Raw genomic sequence first — 15,658 nt, forward strand, 5'->3', positions numbered from 1 at the left:
TCAACTACCGCCAAACCGGCGCCAACAGGCTAGGTGCCAGTGCCGTCGGGCATCTTTCGCGGCCGCCTCGCCAAACATGTGCTCAACCGGCCAGGCGGCGATGTGCTGCATATCCCCTGGTATTTCCTGCTGGCAGCCGGGGCAGATGTAGGTCTTGTCCGTGGGGCGAGGGGTGGCGACATAGAACCTCTCCCCGCCGGGGCCAGGCTCGATGCGAGGGCCGCCGCCCATGGCGCGCTCGGGATCGAACTCCTCGTGAGGCTTGCCGTACGGGCGCTTGTTGGAGCGACGACCGGTGGGCATGAGATAAGTCTAGGTTGGCCCCGGAACGTGACGGACTGGCTGGCCGTGGGTCCGTTGGATTCCGCGATTCCACGGAACCCAACGGACCACAGCGCTGTTGGTCCGTCAGTACGCCCTCGGCGGAGTCGCGACCAGACCCTCGATCGCCTCCAGCGGCGTCACCTCGCGATTGCGGATGGTCTCTGCGTACCAATACGCCGAGTCCTTCCACGTGCGCACCTGGGTGTCGTAGTCCACGCGAAGCATGCCGAAGCGCTTGGAGTAGCCCCAGCCCCACTCAAAGTTGTCCATGAGGCTCCACGCCATGTATCCGCGGATGTCGGCGCCCTCCGCGCGGGCGAGCAGCAAGGCGCTCAGGTGGTCGTGGTAGTACGTGTAGCGGTCGATGTCGCGGATGCGGCCGTCCTCGTCCACCTCGTCGGGCCACGACGCGCCGTTCTCGGTGACGATGATCGGCACGTCGAACGCGCGCGAGATGCGCATGAGGTGCGCGTGGAAGCCGCTTGGGTCCACGTTCCAGCCCATCGTGGTGCGGCGGCCGATGAGCGGCATGAACTCCACGTCATCCGCGCCGGGCCAGCAGCTGAAGCGCGTGGTCTTGTGGCCGTCCTCGCCCGTGTCGTGGCGCGGCCCGTCGTGGTGGCGCACCGAGTGGCTCGAGTAGTAGTTGACGCCGATGAGGTCCAGCGAGCCCTTGATGGCGTCGAGGTCACCGTCCTGGACAAACGCCCAGTCGGTGATGTCCTTCGTGGACTCAAGCGTGATCTCCGGGTAGCGACCAAGCGTGAGTGGCTCGATAAACACTCCGTTGGCGAGCGCGTCGATCTTCTGCGCGGCGTGAAGGTCACGCGGGTCCGCGACGTTCCACGGGCGCGGAAGGTGAGAGTTCAGGACGATGCTCACGGTTGCCTCGGGGGCAACCTCCTTGATGGCGCGGTACGCGAGTCCGTGGGCGAGGTTGAGGTGGTGCGTCGCGGCAAGTGAGTCCGCATGGTCGCTGCGCCCGGGAGCGTGGGCGCCGGAGCCGTACCCAAGGAACGACGTGCACCACGGCTCGTTGAACGTGGTCCAGTACCGGATGCGGCTACCAAACTCCGTGGCCATGATCCGCGCGTACTCGACGAACGCCTCCGCCGTGGAGCGCACGGGCCAGCCACCTTGCGTCTCGAGAGCCTGAGGCAGGTCCCAGTGGTAGAGCGTGGCGATGGGCTCGATGCCCCTGGACTCCAGCTCGTCGAGGAGGCGGTGGTAGAACGCGATGCCCTCGTGGTTCACCTCGCCGCGGCCCGTGGGCAGAATGCGCGGCCACGAGAAGGAGAAGCGGTAGGCGGTGAGGCCGATCTCTGCCATCGCCGCGACGTCGTCCGCGTAGCGGTTGTAGTGGTCGCACGCGACGTCGCCGGTGTCGCCGTTGAGGGTCTTGCCTTCGGTGTGAGAGAAGGTGTCCCAGATCGAGGCGCCGCCACCGCCGTTGGTGGCCGAGCCCTCGATTTGATACGCGGCCGTTGCCGCACCGAAGAGGAAGTCTGTGGGGAACTGAGAGGGGGACTGCGTTGTCATGCGGGCCAGCCTACCGGGCGGTAGGCGCGCTCGCGAAACGTTTCGCCATACAGGACGTTGCATCACGCCAACCCGCGTGCGATGCTGGACCCAACACCGGTCTGCAGTGAGACGCTGAGCGACTTCTGGGCGCAGGAGGATAACCTTGACGGCACCAAAGATCCCCCAACGAACCGGGACGGCACTAGCCCTGGCTCTATCCCTGTCCCTCGTTACGGCCGCGCGAGCCTCCGCGTACTGGATATCGCCGTATATCACAGACGACTCGGGAAACTACTACTTCCCCGATCCAGGGTGTACGACCTCGGGATTCGCATTCTCGACAAACGCCACCGTGCACGAACTGTCAGGCACCTGTTCCCATGACATCGGTGGACGAGCGTGGAACACGAGTGGCTCGTATTCAATCGTCTTCTGGTACTCGAGTTACGGGCCCGCGGTGGTTCCCTCCGGAACCCTGGCCAAATACAAGATCTACCACGAGGACGCGAGCGGCAACTAGGGCCCCACTCCGCCGTGAGAAAGTCGACGCCTAACGGTTGGGCATCAATTGCCGCCTCAGCGTCGCTTTCGGTCTGCTTGATGCTCGCTGGCTGCGGCGGAGGCGCCGCATCTCCCAGCGCGACGGAGGATGGCGGCGAAGGGTTCGATGAAGTGATCGGGCAGGCGCTCGAAAGTGCTCGCGAGGGCGAAGCGAGTACGGCCCAGATTGCGTTGCTTGAGGACGCGGAGCGTGTGGGCGAGGTCACCCTGGAACACGCCCACGAGGCAGCACTCAATGCCGTCCAGTGCATGACCGAGGCAGGAGTTAGCGCATCATACGTGCTGTACACGGTTCAGGGTTTGGACATCCCGGGATACGAAGCACACGTGGGGCTCGAAGACAACAGCAAGCTCGAAGCGCTCGCAGACCGGTGCGACACGAAGGAGTTTCAGTGGATCTCTCAGGTGTACCAGACACAACCGGCAGCGACCGAGGCCCACGCCCAGCATTTCGTTGAGAGCGTCCCTCTCATCAGAGCGTGCCTAGAGTCACATGGGGTGCGCGTAGACGCAGATGCAACCGCGGACGAAATCGAGCAGGCGATGACCCAGGCGCTCACGGACTCTGCAGGAGATGTCAACTGCTTCACGGTTCTCGACGGTGGAGATCCCGCCAAAGGCTAGCCATTCACATCCGCTGGAACTCGTCGCGGTCGTGCTTGCCCTCGACGTACGTGAACACGTCAGGAAGCGGCGGGCGCTCGCGGATGATCGTCCATCGAATGCCCGCGGCGAGCGTGCGCCTGCCCACGATGGAACTCACGGCCCCCAAGAGCGGCGACGCCCACATGAACCCCGCGAACGCCGAGGCGTTCCAGAAGTCAAGACTTCCCTCAGTGTTGTACGCCTGCACCAGGATGAGAGAGACGATCGCGAGCAGCCACAGGCCTATCGCCCCTGCTATTGCGTACACCGTGTAGTGCACCCAGGTGCGGAAGTCGAACCGCAGCCGATGGAGCAGCCCGTAACTCATCAGTGCCCACAGAGTCGCAAAGATCGCCAACACCGCGGGTCCAATGATGAAGCCGCCCATCGTCAACGTCTGCACCGCGGCGCCAAAAGGCTGCGTCGTGAAGTAGATGATCATGAATGGGATGAGGCTCGCGGCCCCCGCGCGCCAGTGCACCCCAAACTGGGCGTACAGAAAGGCGCCGGGCTCCTGCTCCTTCACGGAGGTGCGCAGCGGCTTGGGTGCGGTGGCCATGGATCAAGGGTACGCGGCTTTGAGCTTGGCTATCCATGGGCCAGATTGCGGTTAGGGCACGTTTGCCCGCCTGCCCGACGCTGGGGCGAGTACGCGGGGACCTCACCTCTGCCTGCGTGGACCAGGAGAGGCTAGAAGAGCCGCTTCTCGGCGTCGTCTTCGCCCTTCATCTCCTCGTAGTTGAGGATGACGCAGCGGATGCCTCTGTCCTCGGCGAGCACGCGCGCCTGAGGCTTGATCTCTTGGGCGGCGAAGACGCCGGCCACGGGTGCTAGCAGCGGATCGCGGTTGAGCAGCTCCAAGTAGCGGGTCAGCTGCTCCACGCCGTCAATGTCGCCGCGTCGCTTGATCTCCACGGCAACGGATGCTCCACCTGAGTCGCGCGCCATGATGTCCACCGGACCAATCGCGGTGGGAAACTCGCGGCGCACCAGGGTGTGGCCCGCGCCGAGCAGAGTGATCTGCTCGGCGAGCAGCACCTGCAGGTGAGCCTCAACGCCGTCCTTGATGAGGCCGGGGTCCACGCCCAGTGCGTGTTCGGAATCGGAGAAGACCTCGTAGAGCTCTATCTCGAGGCGATCGTCCGTCTTGTCGTGCTGAACCACCCACACGGCCGTGACGCCACGAGAACTTGCCTCAGCGTCGGGCAACGCGGAGCGCAGAGTGCATGGTGGGCTCATCCAGTTGAGCGGCTTGTATGAGCCGCCGTCGGAGTGCAAGAGGACGGAGCCGTCTGCCTTGACCATGATCGCGCGCGTTGCCAGGGGCAACGACGCGTTGAGACGGCCCGTGTAGCGGGCCGCGCACTGCGCAATCACAACACGCATGCGATGAGGACCCGCACGCTCGTCTACGCGTTGTCGAGCTCTACGGGCTCCGCGACGATCGTGATCACATTGTGGTCAAAGGAGACGAAGCCGCCAGAGATCTCCACGGCCGTGTCGCCAGCCTCGCCGTGCACGCGCACCGTGCCGGGACGCAGCACGGAGAGCACGGGCTCGTGGTTGGCGAGGAAGCCGAGGTCACCCTCAACCGAGGGCGCGACGACGCGATCCGCGGTGCCGGACCACAGCACGCGGTCCGGCCCCACGATGTCGACGGTGAGAGCGTCGGCCATGGCTTAGCCGATCTCCTTCTGGATGCGATCCCAGTTCTTCTCGAGGTCTTCGATGCCACCGATGTTGAAGAACGCCTGCTCCGCAACGTGGTCGTACTTACCGTTGACGATGCCGCTGAAGGCCTCGATGGTCTCGGACAGCGGAACCGTGGAGCCGGGCACCGAGGTGAACTGGGTGGCCATGTAGGTGTTCTGCGAGAGGAACTGCTGGATCTTGCGGGCGCGAGCCACGATGATCTTGTCCTCTTCGGAGAGCTCGTCCACACCGAGGATCGCGATGATGTCCTGAAGCTCCTTGTTGCGCTGCAGGATCGACTTGACGTCGTTCGCGGTGGTGTAGTGGTCCTGGCCCACGTAGCGGGGGTCGAGGATGCGGGACGTCGAGGTGAGCGGGTCCACGGCGGGGTACAGACCGCGCGAGGCGATCTCACGGGAGAGCTCCGTCGTGGCGTCAAGGTGCGCGAACGTCGTTGCCGGGGCGGGGTCCGTGTAGTCGTCAGCGGGAACGTAGATGGCCTGCAGCGACGTGATGGAGTGGCCGCGCGTCGAGGTGATGCGCTCCTGGAGCAGACCCATCTCGTCGGCAAGGTTGGGCTGGTAGCCCACGGCCGACGGCATGCGGCCCAGCAGGGTCGACACCTCGGAACCCGCCTGCGTGAAGCGGAAGATGTTGTCGATGAAGAGCAGCACGTCCTGGGCCTGCACGTCGCGGAAGTACTCCGCCATCGTCAGGGCCGAGAGCGCCACGCGAAGACGCGTGCCCGGCGGCTCGTCCATCTGGCCAAACACAAGAGCGGTCTGCTTGATAACGCCAGACTCGGTCATTTCCTGGATGAGGTCGTTGCCCTCACGGGTGCGCTCACCCACACCGGCGAACACCGACACACCGTTGTGGTTGTTGGCGACGCGGTAGATCATCTCCTGGATGAGGACGGTCTTACCCACACCGGCACCACCGAAGAGGCCGATCTTTCCACCCTGCACGTACGGCGTGAGGAGGTCGATGACCTTGATGCCGGTCTCGAACATCTGGGTCTTGGACTCGAGCTGGTCAAAGGCCGGGGGCTTGCGGTGGATGGGCCAGCGCTCGGTGATCTCGAGCTTCTCGCCCTCCTCGGCGTTAAGCACGTCGCCGGTCACGTTGAACACGTGACCCTTGGTGACGTCGCCAACGGGGACGGAGATCGCCGCGCCGGTGTCCTGCACCAGGGCGCCGCGCACGAGGCCGTCGGTGGGCTTCAGGGCGATGGCGCGCACCATGTTGTCGCCGAGGTGCTGCGCAACCTCAAGCGTCATGTGCAGAACGCCCTCATCCTCACCCTGGCTCGACAGGTCGATGTCGACCGTGAGCGCGTTGTAGATGTCGGGAATCGCGTCCGCAGGGAACTCGATGTCAACGACGGGGCCGATGACGCGGGCGACGCGGCCCACGACGACGTCGGGGTTGGCGTCCTTCTTCGCGGCCGGAGCCTTCTTGGCGGGAGCCTTGGCTGCGGGAGCCTTCGTGGTCTTCGCGGTGGGGGTCATGGTCTCTCGTTTCCGATCACGAAGCCGAAGCGAGCGCATCCGCGCCCGAGACGATCTCGCTGATTTCCTGGGTGATCTCAGACTGGCGCGCCGAGTTGGCGAGCCTGGTGTACTTACGGACGATCTCTTCGGCGTTCGACACCGCGGTATTCATGGCCCGCTGACGGTTAGCGAGCTCAGACGCGGCGGCCTGGAGAAGAACTGAGTAGAGGCGTGCCTCGATGTAGCGCGGCAGCAACGCGTCGAGCACGTCTTCGGCGCTTGGCTCGAAGTCATACAGCGGAGCAACGCCCTCTCCGGGCTCGCTGACGCCTTCCACGATCTCGAGCGGAAGCAGGCGAATCACGCGGGTCTCTTGCGACACCATCGACGTGAAGTGGGTGTAGACCACGTGCAGCTCGGCAACCCCGCCGTCCTCGGGCGCGGCCGTGAACGCGTCGAACAGCTTCGCCGCGATCTCCTTGGCGCGTGCGTGCGTTGGGGCGTCAGAGCCGCCGGACCACTGCCCCGCGAGCTCACGGCGACGGAAGCCGTAGTAGCTCACCGCGCGCCTGCCAGAGGCAAACTGCACTACCTCGTGACCATCGCGAGTGAGGCGCTCGCGCAAGCGCTCCGCCTCACGCAGCACGTTTGCCGTGTACGCGCCCGCCATACCGCGGTCGGCGGCAACGGTGAGCACGGCAACCCGGTTGGTGTCCGTACGCATCGTGGTGAGCGGGTGGTCCACAGACGAGTGAGTGGCGACGGCGCTGATGGCACGCGTCAGGGCGCGCGAGTACGGCGTGGCCGCGGCCACGTGCGCTCGCGCCTTTCCGATGCGTGAAGCCGCAATGAGCTCCATCGCACGGAAGATCTTCTTCAGCGACTGTGTCGACCGGATCCGTTGCCGGTAGACGCGCTGCTGTCCACCCATTCGCTACTTCTTCTTTGCCGTGACGATCTGCTCCTGCTCGACCTCAACCTCGCCGCCACCTTCGATGGTGGACTCGGTGGTGAGTTCGACGCCCTCGCCCGCAAGGAACGTCGAGACGTAGTCGTCGACGTTCTTCTCGAGCTCGGCCTCTGTCTCCTTCGCGAGCACGCCAGAAGAGGCGATGTCGGTGAGGATCGAGGTGTTACGACGCAGGTGGTCAAGCAACTCGCGCTCGAAGCGGAGAACGTCCGCAACGGCGATCTTGTCGAGCTTGCCCTTGGTGCCGGCCCAGATCGAGACGACCTGCTCCTCGACGGGGTACGGCGAGTACTGGGGCTGCTTGAGCAGCTCCATGAGGCGCGCGCCACGGGTCAACTGAGCACGCGATGCGGCGTCAAGGTCGGACGCAAACATCGCGAACGCCTCGAGCGAGCGGTACTGCGCGAGGTCGATCTTGAGCGTTCCGGACACGGACTTCATGGCCTTCACCTGAGCCGAACCACCAACGCGAGACACCGAGATACCCACGTCAATGGCGGGGCGCTGGTTGGCGTTGAAGAGGTCGGACTGGAGGAAGATCTGGCCGTCCGTAATGGAGATGACGTTCGTGGGGATGTACGCCGAGACGTCGTTTGCCTTGGTCTCGATGACGGGAAGACCGGTCATCGAGCCCGCGCCCATGTCGTCGGACAGCTTGGCGCAACGCTCAAGCAGACGGCTGTGCAAGTAGAAGACGTCTCCGGGGTACGCCTCGCGGCCCGGGGGACGGCGCAGCAGCAGGGACACGGCGCGGTAGGCCTCTGCCTGCTTCGACAGGTCATCGAAGATGATCAGGACGTGCTTGCCGTCGTACATCCAGTGCTGGCCGATGGCAGAGCCTGTGTAGGGCGCGAGGTACTTGAAGCCCGCGGGGTCCGACGCAGGAGCAGCGACGATCGTCGTGTACTCCAGGGCGCCTGCCTCCTCGAGCGCTCCACGCACGGACGCAATCGTGGAGCCCTTCTGGCCGATGGCGACGTAGATGCAGCGCACCTGCTTGGTGGGGTCACCGGAGTCCCAGTTGGCCTTCTGGTTGATGATCGTGTCGATCGCGATGGCGGTCTTGCCCGTCTGGCGGTCGCCGATGATCAGCTGGCGCTGGCCGCGGCCGATCGGGATCATCGCGTCGATGGCCTTGAGGCCCGTCTGGAGCGGCTCGTGCACGGACTTACGGGCCATCACGCCCGGGGCCTGCAGTTCGAGGGCGCGGCGACCGGAGGTCTCGATCTCGCCGAGGCCGTCGATGGGGTTGCCGAGCGGGTCAACAACGCGACCGAGGTAGCCGTCACCAATCGCAACGGAGAGCACCTCTCCGGTGCGGCGAACTTCCTGGCCCTCTTCGATGCCGGTGAACTCGCCGAGCACAACGACACCCACCTCGCGAACGTCAAGGTTGAGCGCGAGGCCGAGCGTGCCGTCCTCGAAGCGCAGCAGCTCGTTCGCCATGCAGCCCGGCAGGCCCTCAACCTGCGCGATGCCGTCGGCAGCGAGCACCACGCGACCCACCTCGTCGCGAACGGCGCCCTTGGGCTCGTACGACTTCACGTAGGTGTCGAGTGCGGCCCTGATCTCGTCGGGGCTGATCGTCACGTCAGTCATGGTTACTTCTCCTGTCAAAGGTGCGTCGGCTTAGCCGACCAGGCGTCGTCGTGCGTCGTCGAGGCGGGCCAGGACGGTACCGTCCACAACCTCCGCCCCAACCTGAACTCGAATGCCACCGAGGACCTCGGGGTCCACGTTGGCGTTGATCTGGATTTCGCGGCCGTACGCCTCGCCAAGAATGGTGGCAAGCCGCGAGCGCTGGGCCGCGCTCAGCTCCACCGCGGCGGTGACGTTCGCAATGATGCGGTTGCGTCGGCGCGCTGCGGCCTCCAGAAGGAGGTTGATGGTGGGAACAAGCCGACGGCCACGGGGCACTCCCACGGTGCGCGCCAGCATGGCGGTGGTCACCTCGGAAAGCTTGCTGTCGAAGACGTCGTTGAAGACGCTGAGGCGCGCCTCTTTGGTGGCCGAGCGGTTGCTCACGGCGGTGAGGAGGTCACGGTTCGCGGTGAGCACTCGCTCCACGCGGAACAGCTCTTCCTCCACCTCGCCCAACGTGCCCGCCTGCTCGGCGTACGCGAAGAGCGCGTGCGCTCCGGCGTACTCGACGGACTCGGGAAGGTCGCGGTCGTCAGACCAGCGCGCGTGCGCGAAGTCCTTGAGGACCGCGACCGTGCGGGGGTCGAGCGAACCGAACAGTGAGTCCACAAGCTCGGCCTTGTCGTGGCCTGGGCGAGCGGGGTCCGTGAGCGCGCGGCGAAGCGAGCCGGAAGAGTCAAGGACGTCGACGACGGAGTACAACTGCTCCGCAATCGTGAGCGCGTCCTTGCCCGCGGCGGTGGCCACGGGGTCGAACGTCTCCAGCACGTCGTCACGCGACGCCTGACTCGTTCCGCGCATGCTTACGCCTCCGCCTTGCTGTTGGTGACGGTGTTCTCGAGGTCGTCGAGGAACGTGTCGATGACACGCTGCTGACGGGCGTCGTCGGCCAGGGACTCACCGACGATGCGCGAGGCGAGCTCGGTCGCGAGCGCGCCAACCTCGGAACGCAGAGCAACGATCGTCTGCTGACGCTCCGCCTCAAGGGCCTTCTGTGCGCCAGCGGCGATGCGCTCGGCTTCCTTCGTGGCCTTCTCGCGGGTCTCCGCGAGAATCTGCGAAGCCTCCGCACGCGCATCCTCGCGAATGCGTGCAGCCTCAGCCCTAGCGTCGGTCAGCTGTGCCGTGTACTCCTCAAGGGCAGCAGCAGCCTCTGCCTGAGCCTTCTCAGCCTTGGTGATGCCACCCTCGATGAGCTCAGCGCGCTTGTCGAGGTTGCCAAGCAGCGACGGCAGCACCCACTTGAAGAACGCGCCGAAGATGATCGCCAGGGCAACGAACGACCAGAAGATCTCGAAAGGCTCCGGGAGCAGAGGATTGTGCTGTGCACCTTCCTCCGCTGCCAAAACCACGCTTGCAAGCGTCGTCATGGCTTATTTCGGGAGGAAGAAGGGGGTGGCGATACCGATGAGCGCGAGCACCTCGATAAGACCAATACCGATCCACATGATGCCCTGGAGCTTGCCGGCCATCTCAGGCTGGCGGGCCGTGCCCTCGACGACCTTACCCATCAGAATGCCAAGGCCGATGGCCGGGCCGATTGCGGCGAGGCCGTAACCGATGGTGTTCAGGTTGCCGTTGACGGCGACCTCAGCAAGCGTCGTGACGTCTGCCATGGTGTTTCCTTTCGTGTCCGGTTGCGGCCCGGACGGTTAGTGGTCCTCGCTGATGGCCATGTTGATGTACACGGCCGAGAGGATGGCGAAGATAAACGCCTGGAGGGTTGCCACGAAGATCTCGAGGCACGTGATGAAGAGGATGCCAACGAACGTGATGGCACCGTAGGCAAGGTTGAAGTTGGACGGCGCCTGCACCCAGAAGTAGTTGGTTGCGGAGTACGTCAGCACGATCAGCAGGTGGCCGACGATCATGTTGATCGTGAGTCGCAGCGCGAGCGTTGCAGGGCGAATGATCAGCACCTGCAGGAAGTCGATGAACGCGATGAGCGGCTTGAGCGCGACGGGTACGCCCGGCGGGAACAGTGAGTGCTTCACGTAGCCGCCCGCGCCGTGCTTGCGCACACCGTTGACGACGTACACGATCCACGTGGTGGCGGCGAGCACGAGGCACACGCCGATGAGGCCCGTGGAGGCGATGTTGAGGCCGGGAATAATGCCCGTGATGTTGAAGGCGAAGATGCCGAAGAACATCGTCAGCAGCATCTTTTCGTACTTCTTGCCCTCGACCTTGCCGAGCGTCGAGTACACGACGTTCTCGCGCAAGTAGTCGATGATGATCTCCACCACCGACTGGCCGCGCGTGGGCACAACCGTTGCGCGGCGAGCAACAAACATCATGATGCCCACGAGCAGCACGGCGGCGATGAGGCGAACCATCATCACGCGGTTGAACTCGTAGAACGTTCCGTCGCCGAACAGGGCGTCGGGATAGAAATCGTTGATCGTGGGCGCGTGGAAACCGTCGCCACTTTCAGCGGCGATGAGGCGGGTCAGCGCGACGTTCAGAGCACACTCTCCGGATTTGGGGCCGCGCAGGGAGGCAGGCCAAGAAATGGTCTGGATCGGGGACTAGCGTACCCCATCGTCGGGACCTTTGGCTCCCTCAGAAGCGGCAGGCTGGACGTATGGGATGCGCCCACGCTGGTAGACGATGATGTCGATGATAATCGCGGCAATTGAGCCGGCGAGCAGGGTGGCGCCAAACGCGGGGCGCACCAGGGCGTCCACGTTCTGAGCCACCATCGCGGCCACGATAAGCAGCAGGATTTTCGCCATCGACGAGACGGCAGTTGCGCCAACGAAGATGAGCGGATCCTTGCGCACTGTGAGCAGCGCAACCACCTGCGTACCGAGCCCAAACACCGCAGAGAGCCCCGCTCCCGCGAGCGCGCTCCACAGCCCCGGCAGCCCTGCGGCAAGGTACGCAATGGCGGAGCCCACCACGGCAACGATCGCGATCGCGATCGACGACCACACCAGTCCCTTGCGGAACACCTTCTCTTGAGGGCTGATCTCGACGCTCACGCGTCCTCCTTTACAACGTGACGGCCCGACGCTCCGCGCACCCCTCGTAGCACCACTCCCCAGAGCGAGGTGATGGCCATGCGGCACCGCTCGGAAAAGGTCACGAGGCAGGCAACAAGTATCCCGGCCCCAATCAGGATCGCGGACTCCCACCATGGCAAGAACACCACGGACACCGTGCCAAACGAGAGCACGAACGTCCACAAATACATCACGCCTACCGCCCACCGGTGCGAGTGCCCGTGGCGCAGCAGCACATGGTGCAAGTGATGCGCGTCCGCGGCGAACGGAGATTGCCCTTTGAGCGTGCGGCGGATGACAGCGAGCGACATGTCGATGAGCGGCACCGCCACCACCATGAGCGGCAGCAGGATGGGGATGAAGGCGGGAATCCGCTCGCGCTCGGAGACCACCTCGGGGTCAATCTGCCCGGTCACGATGATCGCCGCTCCCGCGATCGTGAGCCCAAGCACCATCGAGCCCGAGTCGCCCATGAAGATCCGCGCGGGATGCACGTTGTGCGGCAAGAAGCCGATACACGCGCCCACCAGCACCGCCAGAATCAGCGTGGCGAGGGACGAGTAGTCGCCTGGCGATGCGCTGCGGGCGAGCACGTAGGTGTACGTGAAGAACGCGAGCCCGCCAATGGCCACCATGCCCGCGGCAAGTCCGTCGAGCCCGTCCACAAAGTTCACGGCATTGATGGCCACGAGCACCACCACCACCGTGACGATGAGCGAGACGTACGGCGAACCGATTGTGAGCCCAAAGATGGGGAATGTCACCAGCTGCACGCCACCCCACGCCATGATGAGCGCCGCGAGCACCTGGCCCGCGAGCTTCGCCATCCAGTCGAGGTCGTAGATATCGTCCGCGATGCCAAGCGCACACACGAGCGCTGCCCCGCCAAGCACTCCCCACGCGCCGCTGCGCGAGGAGAACACAGGATCGAGGAACGGGATGGCGCTGGCAAAAACAACGCCCGACGCTATGCCCACAAAGATTGCCACCCCACCTAGGCGCGGGGTGGGCACCTTGTGCACATCCCTGTCGCGCACGGCCGTCACCGCGCCAACGCGGAACGCGAGGTGCCGCATGGCGGGCGTTGCGACGTACGCGAGCAACGCCGCGATCGCCATCAGGATGAGGTAGACCTTCACGCAGGTGATCCCTGGGTGTCTGCAGGCTCGAGCGCATCGCTGCCGATGACGTCGACAATCTCGTCGCGCGACACCCCACCCTCGCGCACAATCCGCAACCGCTCCCCCGTCGCATCCACCATCGTCGACGCGAGCCCAAGCGGGCTCTCCCCCGCGTCAAGGTAGATCGCCACAGAGTCCTTGAGCTGGTCGCGGGCATGCTCCGCGCGCGTTGCCGCAGGGGCGCCCGCCTTGTTGGCGCTCGTCACTGCCAGCGGACCGGTGCGCTCCAAGAGGGCCAGCGCAGCGGCGTGCGCCGGAACGCGCAGCGCGACCGTGCCATGAGTCTCCCCCAGGTCCCACGCGAGGCTCGGCTGGGCCCAGACGATCACGGTGAGCGCTCCCGGCCAGAACTTCTCCATGAGCGCCCGCGCGCTATCCGGGACGTCCCTCGCCAAGCCGTCCACCGTGCGAACCGAAGGGATAAGCACAGGGGGCGGCATCTGCCGTCCCCGCCCCTTGGCTGCGAGCACAGCTGCCACAGCGTCGGGCTGGAAGGCGTCAGCGCCAACGCCGTACACCGTGTCCGTGGGAAGCACGATGACCTGGCCGCGTTCAACGGCGGCGACGGCGGCGTCGAGGGACGGGCCCCACGTTGCGGGGTCAAAGCAGGGCAGGATCACGGGGACCAGTGTCCCAGAATCAGGCGCCGATGCGGCGCGCCACCAGCATGCGGTCCCTGCCCGTGAGGTCCTTGAGGGTGCTCACGCCTTCCCAATACACGGAGGACTCGGCGAAGGCGCGCATGGCCTCGCCCTGGCGGTCGCCGTGCTCGAGGATCAGCACGCCGCCGATGCGAAGGAGACGCACCGCCTCGTCGGCGATGTCCCGCGGCACCTGCAGGCCGTCGTCGCCCAGACCGTAGAGCGCCTGCGGGGGGTCGTAGTGCTCCACCTCGGGATCAATGGGCACCATGTCGCTCGGGATGTACGGCGGGTTCGTGACGACGACGTCGGCACACGCGTCCATGTGGCGCAAACAATTCCGCGCGTCGGCGAGCACCGTGCGGACGCGCTCGCGCACCTCCACCGGTTGGGCGCGCACGTTGCGGCGCAAGTACACCCACGCGTCTTCGCTTGCCTCGACCATGGTCACGAGCGCGTTGGGCACCTCGTTGGCGATGGCGAGCCCGATGGCTCCGGAACCCGCGCAGAGGTCGGTGACGCGCACCGGGTTTCCGCTTTCTGCGGCCGCGCGAGCGGCGTCGATCGCGGCCTGCGCCACCATCTCCGTCTCCGGGCGGGGCACGAACACGCCGGGCCCCACCTCGAGCGTGAGGTTGCGGAAGTGCGCCTTGCCCGTGATGTGCTGGAGCGGTTCGCGATCAACGCGCCTGGTAACGCGGGCCTCAAGCAAGTCAAGGTCGGCGCCATCCGGCCAGTGATCGTCCCGTGCGGCGGCCAGGCGAACGTCCTTGACGTCCCAGCCAAGCGTGTGGGCGATGAGTTCAATGGTGTCCACCTCGGGAGAGGCGACCCCAGCGTCGGCCAGTCTTTGGGCGGTGGCGCGAACGCGCTGCCCGATGGTGGGCACTTACTCGCCGCCAGCCGCGAGGCGAGCGGCCTCATCGGCGTCGATTGCCGACTGAATGACGGGCGCAAGCTCGCCCGCGAGCACCTGGTCAAGGTTGTAGGCCTTGTAGCCCGTGCGGTGGTCCGCGATGCGGTTCTCGGGGAAGTTGTAGGTGCGGATGCGCTCCGAGCGGTCCACGGTGCGCACCTGCGACTTGCGCAGGTCGCTGGCCTCGGCCTCAGCGGCCTCCTTCTGCGCGGCAAGCAGGCGCGCGCGGAGGATGCGGAAGGCGGACTCCTTGTTCTGGAGCTGGCTCTTCTCGTTTTGGCAGCTCACGACGATGCCCGTGGGGATGTGGGTGAGGCGCACGGCGGAATCCGTGGTGTTGACGGACTGCCCGCCGGGGCCGGAGGAGCGGAAGACGTCGACACGCACCTCGTTGGGATCAATCTCAATATCACCCTGCTCCTCCGCCTCGGGGAACACGAGCACGCCCGCCGCCGAGGTGTGGATGCGACCCTGCGATTCCGTGGCGGGGACCCGCTGGACGCGGTGCACGCCGCCCTCGTACTTGAGGTGAGCCCACACGCCGTCCTCTGGCTGCACGTTGCCGGGTGCCTTGACGGCAACCGAGACGTCCTTGTAGCCGCCCATGTCGGTGTGGTTGGCCTCGAGGACCTCGGCCTTCCAGCCCTTGGACTCGGCGTACTTGAGGTACATCTTCAGCAAATCGCCTGCAAAGAGGGCGGATTCCTCGCCGCCCTCGCCGGACTTGATCTCAAGGATCGCGTCGCGAGCGTCGTCAGGATCGCGAGGGATGAGGATGCGGCGCAGTGTCTCCGTGGCCTCGTCGAGGTTCGCCTCAAGGTTGGGGATCTCCTCGGCGAAGTCCGGATCCAGCTCCGCCATCTCGAGGCCTGCCGCAAGATCATCGGAGGCCGCGGCCCACGCAGTGTGGGCCGCGACCACCCGCCCAAGCTCCGCAAAGCGGCGCCCAAGCGTGCGAGCCCGCCCAGCGTCGGCGTGGACGCTGGGGTCGGCTAACTGCCGTTCGATGTCTGCGTACTCATCCAGCAAAGGCTGGACGGCCGCGAAGGCCTCGGCCAAGTGGGGGCG

General features: G+C 65.5%; 19 protein-coding genes. 2 read left to right on the plus strand and 17 right to left on the minus strand.

The features are described 5' to 3' along the window. Together QM618_RS07600 and QM618_RS07605 are read right to left on the minus strand one after the other, a co-directional pair. Positions 1–303, minus strand: coding sequence for a hypothetical protein (locus QM618_RS07600; RefSeq protein WP_428096337.1), 303 nt, complete (start codon positions 301–303; stop codon positions 1–3). A 105-nt stretch (positions 304–408) separates the two neighbouring features. Then, entirely contained in the window at positions 409–1,863 is a 1,455-nt protein-coding gene (locus tag QM618_RS07605; protein ID WP_428096340.1) for a GH1 family beta-glucosidase, read from the minus strand. A gap of 334 nt (positions 1,864–2,197) precedes the next feature. Between QM618_RS07605 and QM618_RS07610 the strand changes: the two genes are divergently transcribed. Together QM618_RS07610 and QM618_RS07615 are read left to right on the plus strand one after the other, a co-directional pair. After that, positions 2,198–2,365 carry a hypothetical protein gene (locus QM618_RS07610; RefSeq protein ID WP_428096343.1) on the plus strand — a complete coding sequence of 56 codons (168 nt, stop codon included), beginning with the start codon at positions 2,198–2,200 and terminating at the stop codon, positions 2,363–2,365. A 152-nt stretch (positions 2,366–2,517) separates the two neighbouring features. Continuing rightward, on the plus strand, positions 2,518–3,030 hold the full coding sequence (locus QM618_RS07615) for a hypothetical protein (protein ID WP_428096346.1): 513 nt from the start codon (positions 2,518–2,520) through the stop codon (positions 3,028–3,030). A 4-nt stretch (positions 3,031–3,034) separates the two neighbouring features. Here QM618_RS07615 and QM618_RS07620 read toward each other — a convergent pair whose 3' ends face one another. The 15 genes from QM618_RS07620 to prfA all read right to left on the minus strand — a co-directional run bounded on the left by QM618_RS07620 (position 3,035) and on the right by prfA (position 15,649). Continuing rightward, complete coding sequence (locus tag QM618_RS07620) at positions 3,035–3,610, minus strand: hypothetical protein (RefSeq protein WP_428096349.1); 576 nt, start codon at positions 3,608–3,610, stop codon at positions 3,035–3,037. 131 nt (positions 3,611–3,741) lie between these two features. Next, a complete protein-coding gene (nucS, locus tag QM618_RS07625; RefSeq protein WP_428096352.1) occupies positions 3,742–4,437 on the minus strand; it encodes an endonuclease NucS in 696 nt (231 codons plus the stop codon). A gap of 23 nt (positions 4,438–4,460) precedes the next feature. Next, positions 4,461–4,727, minus strand: a complete 267-nt coding sequence (locus QM618_RS07630; RefSeq protein ID WP_428096356.1) for a F0F1 ATP synthase subunit epsilon — start codon at positions 4,725–4,727, stop codon at positions 4,461–4,463. A 3-nt stretch (positions 4,728–4,730) separates the two neighbouring features. Next, positions 4,731–6,254, minus strand: a complete 1,524-nt coding sequence (gene atpD / locus QM618_RS07635; RefSeq protein WP_428096359.1) for a F0F1 ATP synthase subunit beta — start codon at positions 6,252–6,254, stop codon at positions 4,731–4,733. Positions 6,255–6,270: 16 nt separating this feature from the next. Beyond that, positions 6,271–7,167: a F0F1 ATP synthase subunit gamma gene (locus QM618_RS07640; protein ID WP_428096364.1), complete on the minus strand. Its 897-nt coding sequence runs from the start codon at positions 7,165–7,167 to the stop codon at positions 6,271–6,273. A 3-nt stretch (positions 7,168–7,170) separates the two neighbouring features. Next, positions 7,171–8,805 (minus strand): F0F1 ATP synthase subunit alpha, encoded by a 1,635-nt coding sequence (atpA, locus tag QM618_RS07645; protein WP_428096368.1) that lies wholly within the window; start codon positions 8,803–8,805, stop codon positions 7,171–7,173. A gap of 30 nt (positions 8,806–8,835) precedes the next feature. After that, positions 8,836–9,648 carry a F0F1 ATP synthase subunit delta gene (locus QM618_RS07650; RefSeq protein ID WP_428096371.1) on the minus strand — a complete coding sequence of 271 codons (813 nt, stop codon included), beginning with the start codon at positions 9,646–9,648 and terminating at the stop codon, positions 8,836–8,838. A 2-nt stretch (positions 9,649–9,650) separates the two neighbouring features. Beyond that, a complete protein-coding gene (locus tag QM618_RS07655) occupies positions 9,651–10,217 on the minus strand; it encodes a F0F1 ATP synthase subunit B (RefSeq protein ID WP_428096374.1) in 567 nt (188 codons plus the stop codon). Positions 10,218–10,220: 3 nt separating this feature from the next. Next, on the minus strand, positions 10,221–10,463 hold the full coding sequence (gene atpE, locus QM618_RS07660) for an ATP synthase F0 subunit C (protein ID WP_428096377.1): 243 nt from the start codon (positions 10,461–10,463) through the stop codon (positions 10,221–10,223). A 36-nt stretch (positions 10,464–10,499) separates the two neighbouring features. Continuing rightward, a complete protein-coding gene (gene atpB / locus QM618_RS07665) occupies positions 10,500–11,186 on the minus strand; it encodes a F0F1 ATP synthase subunit A (RefSeq protein WP_428096502.1) in 687 nt (228 codons plus the stop codon). Between the two features lie 189 nt (positions 11,187–11,375). Further along, entirely contained in the window at positions 11,376–11,831 is a 456-nt protein-coding gene (locus QM618_RS07670) for a hypothetical protein (protein ID WP_428096380.1), read from the minus strand. Next, positions 11,828–12,991: an MraY family glycosyltransferase gene (locus QM618_RS07675; protein ID WP_428096384.1), complete on the minus strand. Its 1,164-nt coding sequence runs from the start codon at positions 12,989–12,991 to the stop codon at positions 11,828–11,830. The genes QM618_RS07670 and QM618_RS07675 overlap by 4 nt, the downstream gene beginning before the upstream one ends. Further along, positions 12,988–13,653, minus strand: a complete 666-nt coding sequence (locus QM618_RS07680) for an L-threonylcarbamoyladenylate synthase (protein WP_428096389.1) — start codon at positions 13,651–13,653, stop codon at positions 12,988–12,990. The genes QM618_RS07675 and QM618_RS07680 overlap by 4 nt, the downstream gene beginning before the upstream one ends. A gap of 19 nt (positions 13,654–13,672) precedes the next feature. Beyond that, entirely contained in the window at positions 13,673–14,563 is an 891-nt protein-coding gene (gene prmC, locus QM618_RS07685) for a peptide chain release factor N(5)-glutamine methyltransferase (protein WP_428096392.1), read from the minus strand. After that, complete coding sequence (gene prfA / locus QM618_RS07690; protein ID WP_428096397.1) at positions 14,564–15,649, minus strand: peptide chain release factor 1; 1,086 nt, start codon at positions 15,647–15,649, stop codon at positions 14,564–14,566. Between the last annotated feature and the right edge of the window lie 9 nt (positions 15,650–15,658).

This window comes from Demequina sp., from assembly GCF_049841215.1.
In the GTDB taxonomy this organism is placed as follows: Bacteria; Actinomycetota; Actinomycetes; order Actinomycetales; family Demequinaceae; genus Demequina.

What these genes read in the sequence shown, in the direction of transcription:
- QM618_RS07650 (WP_428096371.1), bottom strand. Translation starts at nt 9,648, where the DNA reads ATGCGCGGAACGAGTCAGGCGTCGCGTGACGACGTGCTGGAGACGTTC.
- atpA (WP_428096368.1), bottom strand. Translation starts at nt 8,805, where the DNA reads ATGACTGACGTGACGATCAGCCCCGACGAGATCAGGGCCGCACTCGAC.
- nucS (WP_428096352.1), bottom strand. Translation starts at nt 4,437, where the DNA reads ATGCGTGTTGTGATTGCGCAGTGCGCGGCCCGCTACACGGGCCGTCTC.
- QM618_RS07605 (WP_428096340.1), bottom strand. Translation starts at nt 1,863, where the DNA reads ATGACAACGCAGTCCCCCTCTCAGTTCCCCACAGACTTCCTCTTCGGT.
- QM618_RS07640 (WP_428096364.1), bottom strand. Translation starts at nt 7,167, where the DNA reads ATGGGTGGACAGCAGCGCGTCTACCGGCAACGGATCCGGTCGACACAG.
- QM618_RS07600 (WP_428096337.1), bottom strand. Translation starts at nt 303, where the DNA reads ATGCCCACCGGTCGTCGCTCCAACAAGCGCCCGTACGGCAAGCCTCAC.
- QM618_RS07620 (WP_428096349.1), bottom strand. Translation starts at nt 3,610, where the DNA reads ATGGCCACCGCACCCAAGCCGCTGCGCACCTCCGTGAAGGAGCAGGAG.
- atpD (WP_428096359.1), bottom strand. Translation starts at nt 6,254, where the DNA reads ATGACCCCCACCGCGAAGACCACGAAGGCTCCCGCAGCCAAGGCTCCC.
- QM618_RS07655 (WP_428096374.1), bottom strand. Translation starts at nt 10,217, where the DNA reads ATGACGACGCTTGCAAGCGTGGTTTTGGCAGCGGAGGAAGGTGCACAG.
- atpB (WP_428096502.1), bottom strand. Translation starts at nt 11,186, where the DNA reads ATGATGGTTCGCCTCATCGCCGCCGTGCTGCTCGTGGGCATCATGATG.
- atpE (WP_428096377.1), bottom strand. Translation starts at nt 10,463, where the DNA reads ATGGCAGACGTCACGACGCTTGCTGAGGTCGCCGTCAACGGCAACCTG.
- QM618_RS07630 (WP_428096356.1), bottom strand. Translation starts at nt 4,727, where the DNA reads ATGGCCGACGCTCTCACCGTCGACATCGTGGGGCCGGACCGCGTGCTG.